This window comes from Polaromonas sp. CG_9.11 (assembly GCF_015752225.1).
Lineage (GTDB): Bacteria > Pseudomonadota > Gammaproteobacteria > Burkholderiales > Burkholderiaceae_C > Polaromonas.
The window spans coordinates 18,522-32,952 of sequence record NZ_JADOVE010000018.1 but is presented as its reverse complement, the minus strand read 5'-3'; the positions used below and the strand labels follow the sequence as shown (position 1 = coordinate 32,952).

Annotated in this window: 14 protein-coding genes; 11 read left to right on the top strand and 3 right to left on the bottom strand. The window is 64.0% G+C overall.

The window, feature by feature from the left end:
• The first annotated feature begins 58 nt into the window (after window positions 1–58).
• The 7 genes from IWX85_RS14890 to IWX85_RS14860 all read left to right on the top strand — a co-directional run bounded on the left by IWX85_RS14890 (window position 59) and on the right by IWX85_RS14860 (window position 6,505).
• Window positions 59–727: a tRNA-uridine aminocarboxypropyltransferase gene (locus tag IWX85_RS14890; RefSeq protein WP_196870246.1), complete on the top strand. Its 669-nt coding sequence runs from the start codon at window positions 59–61 to the stop codon at window positions 725–727.
• Between the two features lie 635 nt (window positions 728–1,362).
• Window positions 1,363–2,460: a hypothetical protein gene (locus IWX85_RS14885; RefSeq protein WP_196870245.1), complete on the top strand. Its 1,098-nt coding sequence runs from the start codon at window positions 1,363–1,365 to the stop codon at window positions 2,458–2,460.
• A gap of 51 nt (window positions 2,461–2,511) precedes the next feature.
• Window positions 2,512–3,285, top strand: coding sequence for a glucose-1-phosphate cytidylyltransferase (gene rfbF / locus IWX85_RS14880; RefSeq protein WP_036805657.1), 774 nt, complete (start codon window positions 2,512–2,514; stop codon window positions 3,283–3,285).
• Window positions 3,286–3,331: 46 nt separating this feature from the next.
• Complete coding sequence (gene rfbC, locus IWX85_RS14875; protein WP_196870244.1) at window positions 3,332–3,877, top strand: dTDP-4-dehydrorhamnose 3,5-epimerase; 546 nt, start codon at window positions 3,332–3,334, stop codon at window positions 3,875–3,877.
• Window positions 3,874–5,202 carry an NAD(P)H-dependent oxidoreductase gene (locus tag IWX85_RS14870; protein WP_196870243.1) on the top strand — a complete coding sequence of 443 codons (1,329 nt, stop codon included), beginning with the start codon at window positions 3,874–3,876 and terminating at the stop codon, window positions 5,200–5,202. The genes rfbC and IWX85_RS14870 overlap by 4 nt, the downstream gene beginning before the upstream one ends.
• On the top strand, window positions 5,199–6,236 hold the full coding sequence (locus IWX85_RS14865; protein WP_036805662.1) for an NAD(P)-dependent oxidoreductase: 1,038 nt from the start codon (window positions 5,199–5,201) through the stop codon (window positions 6,234–6,236). The genes IWX85_RS14870 and IWX85_RS14865 overlap by 4 nt, the downstream gene beginning before the upstream one ends.
• 17 nt (window positions 6,237–6,253) lie before the next feature.
• On the top strand, window positions 6,254–6,505 hold the full coding sequence (locus IWX85_RS14860) for a hypothetical protein (RefSeq protein ID WP_036805663.1): 252 nt from the start codon (window positions 6,254–6,256) through the stop codon (window positions 6,503–6,505).
• Here the strand turns inward: IWX85_RS14860 and IWX85_RS14855 are convergent.
• The 3 genes from IWX85_RS14855 to nadC all read right to left on the bottom strand — a co-directional run bounded on the left by IWX85_RS14855 (window position 6,465) and on the right by nadC (window position 10,401).
• The gene (locus tag IWX85_RS14855) at window positions 6,465–8,240 is read right to left on the bottom strand and encodes a chorismate-binding protein (protein WP_196870241.1); all 1,776 of its coding nucleotides are present in this window, start codon (window positions 8,238–8,240) and stop codon (window positions 6,465–6,467) included. The two genes, IWX85_RS14860 and IWX85_RS14855, sit on opposite strands and share 41 nt — an antisense overlap.
• Before the next feature lie 161 nt (window positions 8,241–8,401).
• Window positions 8,402–9,526, bottom strand: coding sequence for a quinolinate synthase NadA (gene nadA, locus IWX85_RS14850; protein ID WP_196870240.1), 1,125 nt, complete (start codon window positions 9,524–9,526; stop codon window positions 8,402–8,404).
• Entirely contained in the window at window positions 9,526–10,401 is an 876-nt protein-coding gene (gene nadC / locus IWX85_RS14845; RefSeq protein ID WP_196870239.1) for a carboxylating nicotinate-nucleotide diphosphorylase, read from the bottom strand. The genes nadA and nadC overlap by 1 nt, the downstream gene beginning before the upstream one ends.
• A 182-nt stretch (window positions 10,402–10,583) precedes the next feature.
• On the opposite strand from nadC, the gene panD reads away from it, so the two are divergent.
• Genes panD through bioF form a run of 4 tightly spaced genes read left to right on the top strand, consistent with a single transcriptional unit; the run spans window position 10,584 to window position 14,212 of the window.
• Window positions 10,584–10,964: an aspartate 1-decarboxylase gene (panD, locus tag IWX85_RS14840; RefSeq protein ID WP_196870238.1), complete on the top strand. Its 381-nt coding sequence runs from the start codon at window positions 10,584–10,586 to the stop codon at window positions 10,962–10,964.
• A 5-nt stretch (window positions 10,965–10,969) separates the two neighbouring features.
• Window positions 10,970–12,337, top strand: a complete 1,368-nt coding sequence (bioA, locus tag IWX85_RS14835; protein ID WP_231379801.1) for an adenosylmethionine--8-amino-7-oxononanoate transaminase — start codon at window positions 10,970–10,972, stop codon at window positions 12,335–12,337.
• Window positions 12,334–13,011 carry a dethiobiotin synthase gene (bioD, locus tag IWX85_RS14830; protein WP_196870237.1) on the top strand — a complete coding sequence of 226 codons (678 nt, stop codon included), beginning with the start codon at window positions 12,334–12,336 and terminating at the stop codon, window positions 13,009–13,011. The genes bioA and bioD overlap by 4 nt, the downstream gene beginning before the upstream one ends.
• Before the next feature lie 4 nt (window positions 13,012–13,015).
• Window positions 13,016–14,212: an 8-amino-7-oxononanoate synthase gene (gene bioF / locus IWX85_RS14825; RefSeq protein ID WP_196870236.1), complete on the top strand. Its 1,197-nt coding sequence runs from the start codon at window positions 13,016–13,018 to the stop codon at window positions 14,210–14,212.
• The last annotated feature ends 219 nt before the right edge of the window (window positions 14,213–14,431 follow it).

Sequence of the window (14,431 nt, the reverse complement as noted above, 5' to 3'; positions counted from 1 at the left end):
TTTCACCTATTGCTCTCTTTTTTATAGTGACCAACCTGCCCCACGCGGAAACCCGCCCATGACGCCCTCCCGCATCAGACGCCTGGCCTGCACCACCTGCCTGCGCCCGCAAAGCGCCTGCATCTGCTGCTGGGTGACCCCTGTCGAGCAGGCGGTCGAGGTGCTGATCCTGCAGCATCCGCTGGAGGTAGACAACCCCAAGGGCAGTGCGCGCCTGCTGCACCTGAGCCTGCCGCGCAGCCGGCTGGTGACCGGCGAGGTGTTCGACCTGCCGGCACTGCTGGCCGACCTGCCAGGCACCCGGAACGCGTCAGGCAGCCCGAAGCACAACCTCCTGCTGTACCCGCAGACGCCGCAAAACCAGCCGCCAGGAATCGCACCCCTAGAGCTTGCGCCGGGCGCCGTGGACGATCCTGCCCGGCTGCGGCTGGTCGTTCTGGACGGCACCTGGCGCAAAAGCCGCAAGATGCTTTACAGCAACCCGCTGCTGCAACAGCTCCCGCGCCTGACGCTGCAGGACGTGGGGGCTTCGCACTACCTGATCCGCAAGGCGCACCGTCCCGACCAGCTTTCGACCCTGGAAGCGACCTGCGCCGCGCTGGCCCAGTTGCACGGCGACGCTGGACTGCTCCAGCCATTGCTTGGCGCTTTCAATAACTTTGTAACCCAGCATATGGGCTACCGAACCCTGCGCAGCACCGGCAGCAACCATATACCGAACAATTGAAGGAATCAGGGATTTGTGCATTCCTGTAAAGTTTTTATTGCTATTTTTTCAATAGCACATTGCGCCAATCCTTGGCGACCTGAATCTGGCAGCCAAGGGCTAAAAACCGGTCCTGGAGCGCCTGCCGGTGGCAACTGCTGCATGACGGGTTTTCGCCGGGTCCGGGTGACTTTTTTTTCCAAAACCGGCTTTGATCAGGCAGTACTGCGACGACGAAAGTCAACCGTTTGATGCACGCCGCATGATTCCGTTTCAAATCAATTCTGGAATACATGCGAAGCCGGAGAACAATCTTCAAGGGTCTAGGCAAAACAATGCCTTGTGAAATTGATCCGGAAATGGAATGGCGCCGCTTGGTGTCACGGATTCAGGCAGCGGGTGCAAATTTACCCCCCCTTAAAAGGTTATTTTTACGTTTGTCAATAGTCCATTTGTGAGAAATTATTAGTCCGTTCATGAGATTGACGACTTTTACTGTTTTCGCAAACACTTAAGCCAATCAACAAATCTTCACGATTTAGCAAAAACGTAATGCACCGACTCGAAATTCCACGCAATCCATTGAACGGACTGGACACGGCAACGACATGCCTGGCATGTACCCGGACCATTCTGTAACTTTTCGGAAACTGTCCATGAACACTAAAAAAATGAAACCAAGCATTGTTTTCCTGGTGATGTCGGCAGTTGGCAATCCAGAAACAGTCGACCAACTGGCGCATTCACTGGCGCCCCATACGGTGCTGGTGCATCATGATTTTTCCCAGACGCCGGACTTTGTGCTGACCGCACCGAATGCCCGGTTTGTCCCGGACCCCAAGCGCACCGGCTGGGCTTTCTTCGGATTTGTCGACGGGATTTTCCATTCGATGAAGTACGCACTGGCCAACCTGGAGTTTGACTACCTGCAATTGCTCAGTCCGAGTTGCCTGCCGATCAAACCGGTTGAAGCCTTCGAGGCGCACATCTCCGGGCGCGAGGAAGCCCATTTCGACTGCATTGACCTGTTTGCCGACCAGGATGCGCTGATGTCGGTCGGCTACAGGGCCCTGACGCCTGAAAAATCATTCCGCCACCGGGTCGTGCGGCGTCTGGGCGATGCCTACTTTGGCACGGCGAGCGGCAGGCGCGACGAGGCCGGCATCTGGCTGCACAGCGGCGGGAAAAAAAGCATTCTCGCCATGGTTGCGCTGGTCATGTTCAAGGCGCTCAGCCGGCCATCGATCGGTCACCATATCTTCGACGAGAAATTCCGGCCGTATTACGGCTCGACCTGGTTCGGTGCCAGTCGCCACGTCGTGGCCGCCATGCTGGAAAAATTTCTGCATCCCGGCGTGCGCGACTATTTCAGCCAGCTGTGCATTGCCGACGAGTTCCTGATTCCGACGCTGTTGATGCATGTCGCGCCCGCCAAGGGCCCGATGAACCATTACATCCAGCGATTCGACCATGCGCACCCGGGAAGGATCGACGAAAAAGACATGCAGCAGCTCAAGTCCGCTACCGCCTTTTTTGCCCGCAAGTTTCCCGACGATCCGGCGGCGCCAATTCGCACCTGGGTGCTGGCCGAACTGGTTGGCAGCGGCTTGCCTGCGCAGAGCCCCGAAACGGCAGGCGCAAAGCAGCACGACAGCAGCGCTCTGGCGACGCCTGGCGCCACGGCGTCTGTCGGCCAGTCGGCAGATGGCAATTTTCTGGCCGGAATTTTTGGCCAGGGCAAGGTTGCGCAGTAGGGGCAAGCTGCCCCGTGCGCCTGGGACAACATCAACAACAGGGAAATCAACATGCAGGCAATGATTCTGGCCGGTGGACTGGGAACGCGCATCAGCGAGGAAAGCGCCGTTCGCCCCAAGCCGATGGTCGAGATTGGGGGCAGGCCGATCATCTGGCACATCATGAAGATGTACATGGCCCACGGCGTGAGCGACTTCGTGATCTGCTGCGGCTACAAAGGCCACCTGATCAAGCAGTTTTTCCGCGACTACGCCATGGACGGGGCGGACATCACCTTTGACATGCGAGACAGCACCACGACCATGCTGCGCACCTCGACCGAGCCGTGGAAGGTCACGCTGGTCGATACCGGGATGGACACGATGACCGGCGGGCGCATCCGGCGCGCGGCGCGCTACCTGAACGACGGACCGTTTTGCTGCACCTACGGCGACGGCGTCAGCGATGTGGACATCACCAAGCTGATGGCTTTTCACCGTGCGCAGGGCGTGCTGGCCACCGTCACGGCGGTGCAGCCACCTGGCCGTTTCGGCGCCTTCAACCTGCATGCCGACAACGCGCTGGTGCCGAGTTTCAAGGAAAAACCGGGCGGCGACGGGGCCTGGATCAACGGCGGCTTTTTTGTTCTCGACCGAACGGTGGTCGAACTGATCGAAGGCGACGACACCATCTGGGAGCGCGGCCCCATGGAACACCTGGCTGCCCACAACCAGATGGCCGCCTTTCGCCACGAAGGCTTCTGGCAGCCGATGGACACGCTGCGCGACAAGCAAACGCTCGAATCCCTGTGGGCTGCGGACAAGGCGCCCTGGAAAACCTGGTGAGCGCAGGCGCCCGATTTTTTTACACTCGTTTTTTCAAGGTAACCCCATGATTTTCACAAAAACGGCGCTGCCTGGCGCGACCATCGTCGACATGGAACGGCGCGAGGATGCACGCGGCTATTTCGGCCGCACCTACTGCGAGCACGAGTTCGAGGCCCACGGACTGCCGACCCGGATGGTGCAGACCAACATGTCGCTGACACGCCGGACGGGTACGCTGCGCGGCATGCATTACCAGCTGGCGCCGAATGCCGAGGACAAGCTGGTGCGCTGCGTGCAGGGCGCGATCTGGGACGCGATTGTCGATATCCGCCCCGAGTCGCCCACCTACTGCCAGTGGATCGGCGTGGAGTTGAGCGAAGCCAACGGCCGCATGCTGCTGGTGCCCAAGGGCTTTGCCCACGGTTTTGTCACACTGACGGACGATGCGGCCGTCACCTACCAGGTGTCTGCCTTCTACACGCCGCAGGCCGAACGCGGCGCCCGCCATGACGACCCGGCCTTCGGCATCGCCTGGCCGGTGCCGGTGATCGACATGTCCGACAAGGACCGCAACTGGCCCGCTTTCGTGGCCGAAGGAGTCGCAGCATGATCATCATTGACACCGCCCTGCAGCAGCGGGCACGCGAAGGACGGCCGATCCGCGTCGGATTGGTCGGCGCCGGATTCATGGCGCGCGGCGTGGCGCTGCAAATTGCCCTGTCGGTGCCCGGCATGCGCGTGGCCGCGATTGCCAACCGCACACTGGAAGGCGCCCGGCGCGCTTACCGCGAGGCCGATGTTTCAGGCGTTCGCGTCGTCGAGACGGTCACGCAACTGGAGCGGGCCATCGAGTCCGGCGTGCCGGCCATCACCGAAGACGCGATGCTGCTGTGCCGTGCCGCCGGCATCGACGCGATCATCGAGGTCACCGGCACCATCGAGCATGCCGCGCGCGTGACACTCGAAGCCCTTGCCCACCGCAAGCATGTGGTGCTGATGAATGCAGAGATCGATGGCACCATCGGTCCTATTCTGAAGACCTATGCCGACCGCGCCGGCGTCGTGCTGACCACGGCCGACGGCGACCAGCCGGGCGTGATGATGAATTTGTACCGCTTTGTCAAAGGCATCGGCATCAAGCCGGTGATGTGCGGCAACATCAAAGGGCTGCACGACCCCTACCGCAACCCGACGACGCAAGAAGGCTTTGCCCGGCAGTGGGGGCAGAACCCGGCCATGGTCACGTCGTTTGCCGACGGCACCAAAATCTCGTTTGAGAACGCCATCGTCGCCAACGGCACCGGCATGCGGGTTGGCCAGCGCGGCATGTACGGCCCCACCGTGCCGGCCAACACACCCATCCAGGAGGTCGCGGAGCGCTACCCGCTGGAAGCCATGCTTGATGGCCCGGGCATCGTCGACTATGTCGTGGGCGCCATGCCCGGCCCCGGCGTGTTCGTCCTGGGCACGCACGACCATCCGCAGCAAAAGCACTACCTGTCGCTCTACAAGCTCGGCAACGGACCGCTTTACTGCTTCTACACGCCCTACCACCTGTGCCATTTCGAGGTGCCCAACACCGTCGCGCGGGCCGTGCTGTTCCAGGACGCGGCCCTCTCACCGCTGGGTGCGCCCTGTGTCGAAGTGCTGGCCACAGCCAAGATCGACCTGAAGGCGGGCGCCTGCATCGATGGCCTGGGCGGCTACATGACCTACGGCCTGGCTGAAAACGCCGACACCGCCCGGTCGCAAAACCTGCTGCCCATCGGCCTGGCCGAAGGCTGCACCCTGAAGCGCGACGTGCCCAAGGACGCACTGCTCACCTTTGACGATATCGAACTGCCGCAGAACCGGCTGTGCGACCAGCTCTGGCGTGAACAGATGGCGCGCTTCTTCCCCGAACATTCACCCACCCCATCAGGAGAAAACACATGAAACTGCTCGTCACTGGTGTCGAAGGCTATATCGGCTGCCTGCTTGCCCCTTTCCTCCAGGCGCGCGGCCATGAAATCGTCGGTCTGGACACCGGCTACTACCGCGACGGCTGGCTGTTCAGCGACAGCCGGCTGGTGCCGGGGTTTCCGCGCACCATCAACCGCGACATCCGCAACATCCAGGCAGAAGACCTTCAGGGCATTGACGCAGTGGTGCACCTGGCCGAACTGTCCAATGATCCGCTGGGCGAGAACGTTCCGGAACTCACCTTCCAGATCAACCACCAGGCCTCGGTGCGGCTGGCCGAACTCGCCAAGGCGGCGGGCGCCAAGCGCTTTGTCTACACCTCGTCCTGCAGCGTCTACGGCGTGTCCACCGGCGACGAGCCGATGACCGAGCTGTCGCCGACCAATCCGCAGACGGCGTATGCCAAGTGCAAGACGCTGGTCGAGCGCGACGTGATGGCGCTGGCATCGAGCGACTTCTCGCCAACCTTCCTGCGCAACGCCACGGCCTATGGCGCCTCGCCGCGCATGCGTTTTGACATCGTGCTGAACAACCTGTGCGGCATCGCCGCGACCACCGGCAAGATCGTCATGACCAGCGACGGCACGCCGTGGCGTCCCCTGGTGCATGTGCTCGACATCTGCCAGGCCGTGGCCAGCGCCCTGGAAGCGCCGCAGGATGCGATCCACAACGAGATCTTCAACGTCGGCCATGACGAAGACAACTACCAGGTCCGCGAAATCGCCCAGATCGTGGCCAATACCTATCCCGGCTGCGAACTGACGTTTGGCCAGGCGGGCGGCGACAACCGCAGCTACCGTGTCAGCTTTGCCAAGATCCATGAAAAGCTGCACGGTTTTCAGTGTGCCTGGGACGCACGCAAGGGCGCACAGCAATTGCATGATGTGTACGAGCGCATCGGCATCGATGCCGCCACCTTCAGTGCGCGGCCCTTCACCCGGCTCAAGCAGCTCAAGTACCTGAGCGCGACAGGACAGATCGACGACCAATTCTTCTGGAAATACTGAAACCGAGAGCTTGTCTGGTGACTGCTTGCCGGGGGGTAAACAGCCTGTTCATCGATTTGAACTGGCTGACGTTGCTGGATCAGCAGAAAATTTTCAGTGCAGAAATCCAGCACAAGGCATTTCAAATTGATACAACAAACACGCTGATACAGGCCAGTTTCCTTGCGTCAACACCAGTCGCCGTGGTGTGGCAAGAAAACAGTTTGCCGCATGGACCTGGCGATGGATTCAGCCCATTGCTGCGGTCAGCCAGCCGCGAAGGCTGTTGATGAAGGCCCAGCCCTGCACGCGCGGCAGGTCGTCCATCCGCACCACCGACTCGACCAGCCGGCCCCCTTGCAGCGCCAGCGCCCGGCCCACGCCCGGCAGCAGCCCGCAGGCCAGCGGCGGCGTGACCCAGCGGCCATCGAGCAGCATCGCCACATTGCCGCGGGTGCATTCGGTGATCTCGCGCCGGTCATTGAACAGCACGGTGTCAAAAATACCTGGCCCGGTGGGCGTGAAGGCATTGTAGTGCGCGCGCCGCGTGGTCTTGAAGCGCACGAACTCGCCCTGCGCCTCTTCGAGCGGGCGCGCCGCCAGTTGCAGCCGCACCCAGGCGGGCGAGGCGTCCATCGCAAAGGTTTCGGCGCGTGGCCGGCCCTGCGCATCGAGCAGCAGGCGCACACGCCACAGGCCGTGCGGATGCGCCTGGGCCCGCGCATTCAGGGCATCGTGCACGCTCGCCATGTCCAACGCATAGCCGAAATGGGCGGCGGCAGCGGCCAGGCGCTGCAGGTGCGCATCGGCATGGCGCAACTGGCCATCCTCCAGCGCCAGGGTTTCCAGCAGGTCAAAGGGCTCGCTGGCGCGCTCCAGAAATTTGCGCTTGTCGCGCCATTCCTGCCATTCGGCCTCCGGCAGCGCGCCCGAGGTAATGCCGCTGCCAATGCCGCAGCGCAGCCCGCCTGCCTGGACGGTGACGGTGCGAATCGGCACGTTGAAAGTGGCCCGGACGCCCTGTCCCGGCGTGCCAGTTTCCTTCGGCCGCACGATGCCCATCGCGCCGCAGTACACGCCGCGCGGCCCGGCTTCCAGCGCGCGGATCATCTGCATGGCCCGCACCTTGGGCGCACCGGTCACCGAGCCGCAGGGAAACAGCGCGGCAAACACGTCGGCCAGCGACGTGCCGGCGCGGGTGCGGGCGCGCACGTCGGAGGTCATCTGCCAGACGCTGGGCAGCGCCTCGGTATGGAACAGTGCCGGCACCTGCACGCTGAAGGGCTCGGCAATGCGCGAAATGTCGTTGCGCAGCAAATCAACAATCATGACGTTCTCGGCGCGCTCCTTGGGCGATGCGCGCAGGGCGGCGGCCTGGGCGGCATCGTCGTCTGGCGTGACGCCGCGCGCGGCCGTGCCCTTCATCGGCCGCGCCAGGATCTGGCCGTCCTGCCAGTCGAAAAACAGCTCGGGCGACACCGACAGCAGCTGTTCATCGCCGGTGTCGATGAAGGCTGCGTAGCCGCCCGGCTGGGCGCGCTGCAGGGCGGCGAACAGGGCGTGCGCCGCGCCCGCTTCAGGCTCGCCAGCCCATGTGCCCAGCAGCGGCGCGGTCAGGTTGACCTGGTACAGCTCGCCGTCCGTGATGGCCTGCTGGATGTGCGCCACGGACGCGTCAAAGGCCGGGCGCAGGCAGGTGTCAGTCCATTCGACACGGGCGGCTGCGGTGCTGTCATCTTCCGGCCAGGGCAAGGCCGCGTCATGCACGGCAAACCAGGCCAGCGGGCCGTCGGCGGCATGCACGGCCAGTGCGGCGTCAAAAGCCGGGGCGGCTTCGTAGCGCACATAGCCGATGCACCACGCGCCCTGCCCGGCGGCGGCCTGCACGGCATCGAGCACGGCGCGCACCTCATGCGGCGCATGCGCCGCCAGCACGGTGCGCGGCGTGCCAAAGGCATGGCGCAGGCGCGGCGCGGCGCTGTCCTGCGGGCAGGAAAAGTCAATGCGGGCAGAAATATGTGTCAAATCAGCCTTCTGCGCTTGCTGGTATTGCGCAAGCAGCTATTAAAAAAGTAGCAGTTCAAGTTCCATCACCGCTGGCCCTCACCCCAGCCCTCTCCCACCGGGAGAGGGAGTAAAACCAGGAGGAAAAGGAGAAAATCGGACGGCCAGAAGCCACCCAAGCCTCAGGCCGCGCCGATATTCGGCACCAGCCCGGCGGTGGGCTGACCGTTTTTGAGCGCGGCCGTGAAGGCCAGCATGCGGTCAATCGGCAGGCGCGCGCGCAGGCCCAGCGCCGGGTCGATGTGGACTTCGTTGGCGCCGGTTTCCAGCACCTGCGCCAGCCCGGCCAGCCCGTTCATCGCCATCCACGGGCAATGTGCGCAGCTCTTGCAGGTGGCGCTGTTGCCGGCTGTCGGCGCTTCAATGAAGATTTTTCCGGGGTTCAGCGTGCGCAGCTTGTGCATCATGCCGTTGTCGGTGGCGACGATGAATTCGGGCGCATCCATCTCGTGCGCGGCCTTCAGGATGCCCGAAGTCGAGCCAACCGCATCGGCCAGCGCCACCACATCCACCGGCGATTCCGGATGCACCAGCACCCTGGCCAGCGGGTGCGCTTTCATCAGCGCCTGCAGCTCGAACGCCTTGAACTCGTCATGCACGATGCACGCGCCGTTCCACATCACCATGTCGGCGCCGGTTTCCCGCTGGATGTAGCCGCCCAGGTGCCGGTCGGGCGCCCAGAGGATTTTCTGGCCTTGTTCCTTGAGGGCGCGCACGATGTCGAGTGCGCAGCTCGAAGTCACGACCCAGTCGGCGCGTGCCTTGACGGCCGCGCTGGTGTTGGCATAGACCACCACCGTGCGGTCGGGATGCGCGTCGCAGAACGCGCTGAATTCGTCAATCGGGCAGCCCAGGTCGAGCGAACAGGTGGCGTCCAGGTCGGGCATCAGCACACGCTTTTCGGGCGACAGGATTTTGGCGGTTTCGCCCATGAAACGCACGCCCGACACCACCAGCGTCTGCGCCGCATGTTCGCGGCCGAAGCGGGCCATTTCGAGCGAGTCGGACACGATGCCGCCGGTTTCCTCGGCCAGGTCCTGCAGGTCGGGGTGCACGTAATAGTGCGACACCATGACGGCGTTTTTGGCTTTCAGCAGGCTGCGGATGCGGTCTTTCAGCACCGCCCGCTCGGCCTGTGACGGCTCGACCGGCACGCGCGCCCAGGCGTGCTGGGTGGCGCAGCTGGCCGATTCGGGCAGCGGCTGCTCGTAGTCAACGTTGATCCGGGACATGGCGGAAGTGGGCATCACTCGCTCCCTTGCAGCGCATCCATGCGCATTGAAAAATCAACCGCCTGCACATCTTTGGTCAGCGTGCCAATGGAAATGCGGTCAACGCCGGTTTCTGCAAGGGCGCGCAGGCTGCTCAGCGTGACGCCACCCGAAATTTCCAGCATCGCCCGGCCGGCGTTGAGGCGCACCGCCTCTTTCAGGGTGGGCAGGTCCATGTTGTCGAGCAGCACCATGTGGGCGCCGGCGTCCAGCGCCTGGACCAGCTGGTCCAGGTTTTCCACCTCGATCTCGACAAAGTCGGCTTGCGCGGCCATCAGCGCGGCCTGCTGCATCACCTGCGCAATGCCGCCGGCCGCCGCGATATGGTTTTCCTTGATCAGCACGGCGTCGTACAGACCGATCCGGTGGTTGGTGCCGCCGCCAGCCAGCACCGCGTATTTTTGCGCCAGGCGCAGGCCGGGCAGCGTCTTGCGGGTATCGACGATGCGCGCTTTGGTTCCCGCCACCTGGGTGACATAGGTCGCGGTCTTGGTGGCCACCGCGCTTAACAGCTGCAAAAAGTTCAGTGCCGTGCGTTCGGCCGACAGCAGCGCGCGCGCCTGGCCACGCATTTCCACCACCACCTGGTTGGGCGCGCAGCGTTCGCCATCGCGCACCTGCCAGACGATGCGGGCCTGCGGGTCCAGCTGCCGGATGGCAGCCTCGAACCAGGCCGTGCCGCACAGCACCGCGCTTTCGCGCGCCAGCACCCGGGCATGCCCCTGGCGGGCCGGATCAATCAGCGCCGCCGTCAAATCGCCGCTGCCGATATCTTCGGCCAGCGCCCGCACCACATCGGCCGCGGCCAGCGTGGCCACCGAATCGGCATTGAAATCAAAAGACTTTGTCATAAATAATGGGGGTAAAACTCGCACCCGAGAGCGCACTTATATAATTAATAATTAAAAAACTCTTGGCCACCAGTCCAAATGGTACCGCTCCATGACAAGGCGCTCTCGGGATGGTGGATTGCCAACATGCTTGCGTCGCCTTGCGTTACCTTGGGGCCGCTGGCTTCAACCCACATTCCACCATGTTCAGAACCCTGCTCAAATCGAAAATCCACCGCGCCGCCGTGACCCACTGCGAGCTCAATTACGAAGGCTCCTGCGCCATCGACGAAGACCTGCTGGACGCCGCCAATCTGCGCGAAAACGAGCAGGTCCACATCTGGAACATCAACAACGGCGAGCGTTTCATCACCTACGCGATCCGCGCCGAACGCGGCAGCCGCATCATCTCGGTCAACGGTTCGGCGGCACGCCGCGCAGCCGTCGGCGACCTGGTCATCATTGCCGCCTTTGCCCAGGTCGAGGAGCAAGAAGTCGCCGGGTTCAGCCCGAAGCTGGTGTTCGTCAACCCCGACAACCGCATTCAGGAAGAGCGCTCGACCATTGCGGTGCAGATGGCCTGACTCAAATGCCCACTTTGACGCCTTCGATGGACAACGCCTCGATGATCCAGCGCAGCCTGCGCCATGTGTGGCACCCGTGCACGCAAATGAAGCTGCACGAAACGCAGCCCCCGGTGCCAATTGCCCGGGCCGAAGGCGTCTGGCTGTATGACCTGGAAGGCCGGCGCTACCTGGACGGCATCAGTTCCTGGTGGGTCAACCTGTTTGGCCACGGCCATCCGCACATCAAGGCGGCGCTTGTGGACCAGCTGGACCGGCTCGACCATGTGATGCTGGCCGGTTTCACGCACCCGCCGGTGGTCGAACTGTCGGAGCGGCTGGGCGCGCTGACCGGCCTGGGCCATGCGTTTTATGGCAGCGACGGCGCCAGCGCCACCGAAATTGCCCTGAAGATGAGCGCGCATTACTGGCGCAACACCGGCCGGCCTGAAAAATGCCGTTTCATTGGCCTGGCCGGCGGCTATCACGGCGAAACCGTGGGCGCGCTGGCGGTGACCGACATCGCGATTTTCCGCGAAGCCTATGCGCCTTTGGTGCGGCTGGCCGCTACCGTGCCCAGCCCCGATGCGCGCGCTGCCCTGCCCGGTGAAACGCCTGCCGACGCAGCCCGGCGCGCGGCGGCAGGTCTGAAGGACTGGCTGGCACAGCACCATACCGAGACCGCCGCGCTGATCCTGGAGCCGATGGTGCAGTGCGCCGCCGGCATGGCAATGCATGACGCGGCCTACCTGCGCGAAGCGCGCGCCCTGTGCGACCGCTACGAGGTGCACCTGATTGCCGACGAAATTGCCACCGGTTTTGGCCGCACCGGGACGATGTTCGCGCACCAGCAGGCGGGCATCCGGCCCGACTTCATCTGCCTGTCCAAGGGCCTGACCGGCGGCACGCTGCCGCTGTCGGCGGTGCTGACCACCGACACGGTGTACGACGCGTTTTACGACGACGACATGGCCCGGGGTTTTCTGCATTCCCACTCCTACACCGGCAACCCGCTGGCCTGCCGCGCCGCGCTGGCGACGCTCGAATTGTTTGACCAGACCGATGTGCTGGCCCAAAACGTCGAATTGGCCTTGCAGCTGGACCAGGCTTTCGCACCGCTGACGCACCATCCGTCGGTCAGCAATGCCCGCCGGCTGGGCATGATCTGGGCCTGGGACATTGACGAAGGCTTTGACGGCGCACCCCCGCAGCCCAAGTTTGCCAACCGCTACGCACAGCAGGCCATGGCGCAAGGCGTGGTGCTGCGCCCCATCGGCAACACCATTTACGCCATGCCGCCTTATGTGCTGGATGTGCAAACGATGGCGCATCTGGCGAACGGCGCCCTGGCGGCCCTGCAAGCCACGCTGGCCGATAAAGGCGATACCCCTTGAAAACCCTCTCCCTATTTGTCACCGGCACCGACACCGGCGTCGGCAAAACGCGGGTCAGCGCCGCCCTGCTGCAGGCTTTGTCAGCCCATCATGTACGGGTCGTGGGCATGAAGCCGGTGGCGGCGGGCACCGAGCGCATCAACGGCGTGATGAGCAATGAGGACGTGGTCGCCCTGCGCGCCGCATCCACCTGCGCCGTGCCGCCCGAACTCGACAACCCGGTGCTGCTGCCCGACCCGGTGTCGCCGCACATCGCCGCCGCGCGCGCGGGCGTAAAAATTGACATCGCCCACCTGGTCGCCTGCCACCGCGCGTTGGAGACGCTGGCCGACGCCGTGGTGGTCGAAGGCGCGGGCGGTTTTCTGGTGCCGCTGTCAGACCTTGAGACCGGCGCCGACCTGGCGCAGGCGCTGGCCCTGCCGGTGGTGCTGGTGGTCGGCCTGCGGCTGGGCTGCCTGAACCATGCGCTGCTCACGCAGGAGGCCATCCGGGCACGCGGCTTGACGCTGGCCGGCTGGGTCGCCAACCATGTCGATCCGGCCATGCTGGCGCAGCAGGACAACCTTGCCTTCCTGCGGCAGGCAATCCAGGCGCCGCTGCTGGCAACCATTCCTTACCAGTCCGTGCTGGATGCGCGCGCGCTGACGTTCAATCTTCCACTGGAATGGCAATGACCCGATGACACATTCCTGGCTTGACGAAGTCCCGGCCCGCATCGCCGAACTGGACCCAAACCATCTGCGCCGCCAGCGCCGTGTGGTCACGCCCGAAAGCGGCGCCCGCCTGCGCGTGGACGGACACAGCATGCTGGCGTTTTGCAGCAACGACTACCTTGGCCTGGCCACGCACCCGGCACTGGTGCAGGCCGCCTGCGACGCCGCCCAGGCCTATGGCGTGGGCTCGGGCGGCTCGCCGCTGGTCAGCGGCCACAGCGCGGCCAATGCGGCGCTGGAGCAGGAACTGGCCGCCTTCGTGGGGCTGGAGCGGGCGCTGTATTTTTATGCCGGTTATGCCACCAACACCGGCATCATTCCGGCGCTGGTGGGCGCCGGCGACGCGATTTTTTCGGATGCGCTCAACCATGCCTGCCTGATTGACGGCGCCCGGCTGTCGCGCGCGCAGATCCACCGCTATGCGCATGCCGACCTCGCCGCGCTGGCGCGTGAACTGGCGCAAAGCAGCGCCCGGCGCAAGCTGGTCATCAGCGATGCGGTGTTCAGCATGGACGGCGACAGCGCCGACATCACCGCCCTGCTGGCGCTGTGCGAACAGCACGATGCGCTGCTGCTGCTCGACGATGCCCACGGTTTCGGCGTGCTCGGCCCGCAGGGCCGGGGCAGCCTGGCCGCCGCCGGCCTCATTGGGCCGAAGGCTTCGCGCCGCGTGCTCTACATGGCGACGCTGGGCAAGGCCGCCGGCGTGGCCGGCGCCTTCGTCGCCGGCCATGACGCACTGGTCGAATGGCTGCTGCAGAAAACCCGCAGTTATATTTTTGCCACCGCCGCCCCGGCGCTGCTGGCCAGCGCCTTGCGCGCCAGCCTCCAGCTGATCGAGCACGAAGACTGGCGGCGCATCCATCTGCAACAGCTGATCACGCGCCTGCGCAACGGCCTCACAGCCGGCCTGCAGGGCAGCGACTGGCAGTTGTCCGACTCGCAAACCGCCATCCAGCCGCTGCTGATCGGCCGCAATGACGACGCGCTGGCCGCGATGGAAGGCCTGCGCCAGCGCGGCATCTGGGTACCGGCGATTCGCCCGCCCACCGTGCCCGAGGGAACGGCCCGCCTGCGCATTGCCCTGTCGGCCGCCCATACTGAAACTGATGTGGACCAGCTGATTGAAGCCCTGAGCAGCCTGGCAGCCTGTCGGGCTTAGGTCGTCGAAAGCGAAAATCGGCCCCAGCGAGGATAGTTTTTGACGATTTCACCTCCCAATATCTGGATATTGGGCAAGAAAGCGGGGAAAAATAGACCGCTGCGGTCGATTTGCAGCCGACGATTCCTAAGTCCGGCAGGCTGCCAGCCAAACCCTTGCACTGAAGCCGTGCCCAACACGGACTCAGCGAAATTCCGAAATCAATTTTTCACGAAGGAA

Excerpts from the sequence above, each read along its gene's own strand:
- rfbF (WP_036805657.1), top strand. The coding sequence starts at position 2,512 with ATGCAGGCAATGATTCTGGCCGGTGGACTGGGAACGCGCATCAGCGAG.
- bioF (WP_196870236.1), top strand. The coding sequence starts at position 13,016 with ATGACACATTCCTGGCTTGACGAAGTCCCGGCCCGCATCGCCGAACTG.
- IWX85_RS14885 (WP_196870245.1), top strand. The coding sequence starts at position 1,363 with ATGAACACTAAAAAAATGAAACCAAGCATTGTTTTCCTGGTGATGTCG.
- nadA (WP_196870240.1), bottom strand. The coding sequence starts at position 9,526 with ATGCCCACTTCCGCCATGTCCCGGATCAACGTTGACTACGAGCAGCCG.
- panD (WP_196870238.1), top strand. The coding sequence starts at position 10,584 with ATGTTCAGAACCCTGCTCAAATCGAAAATCCACCGCGCCGCCGTGACC.
- rfbC (WP_196870244.1), top strand. The coding sequence starts at position 3,332 with ATGATTTTCACAAAAACGGCGCTGCCTGGCGCGACCATCGTCGACATG.
- IWX85_RS14870 (WP_196870243.1), top strand. The coding sequence starts at position 3,874 with ATGATCATCATTGACACCGCCCTGCAGCAGCGGGCACGCGAAGGACGG.
- nadC (WP_196870239.1), bottom strand. The coding sequence starts at position 10,401 with ATGACAAAGTCTTTTGATTTCAATGCCGATTCGGTGGCCACGCTGGCC.
- bioA (WP_231379801.1), top strand. The coding sequence starts at position 10,970 with ATGCCCACTTTGACGCCTTCGATGGACAACGCCTCGATGATCCAGCGC.
- IWX85_RS14890 (WP_196870246.1), top strand. The coding sequence starts at position 59 with ATGACGCCCTCCCGCATCAGACGCCTGGCCTGCACCACCTGCCTGCGC.
- IWX85_RS14865 (WP_036805662.1), top strand. The coding sequence starts at position 5,199 with ATGAAACTGCTCGTCACTGGTGTCGAAGGCTATATCGGCTGCCTGCTT.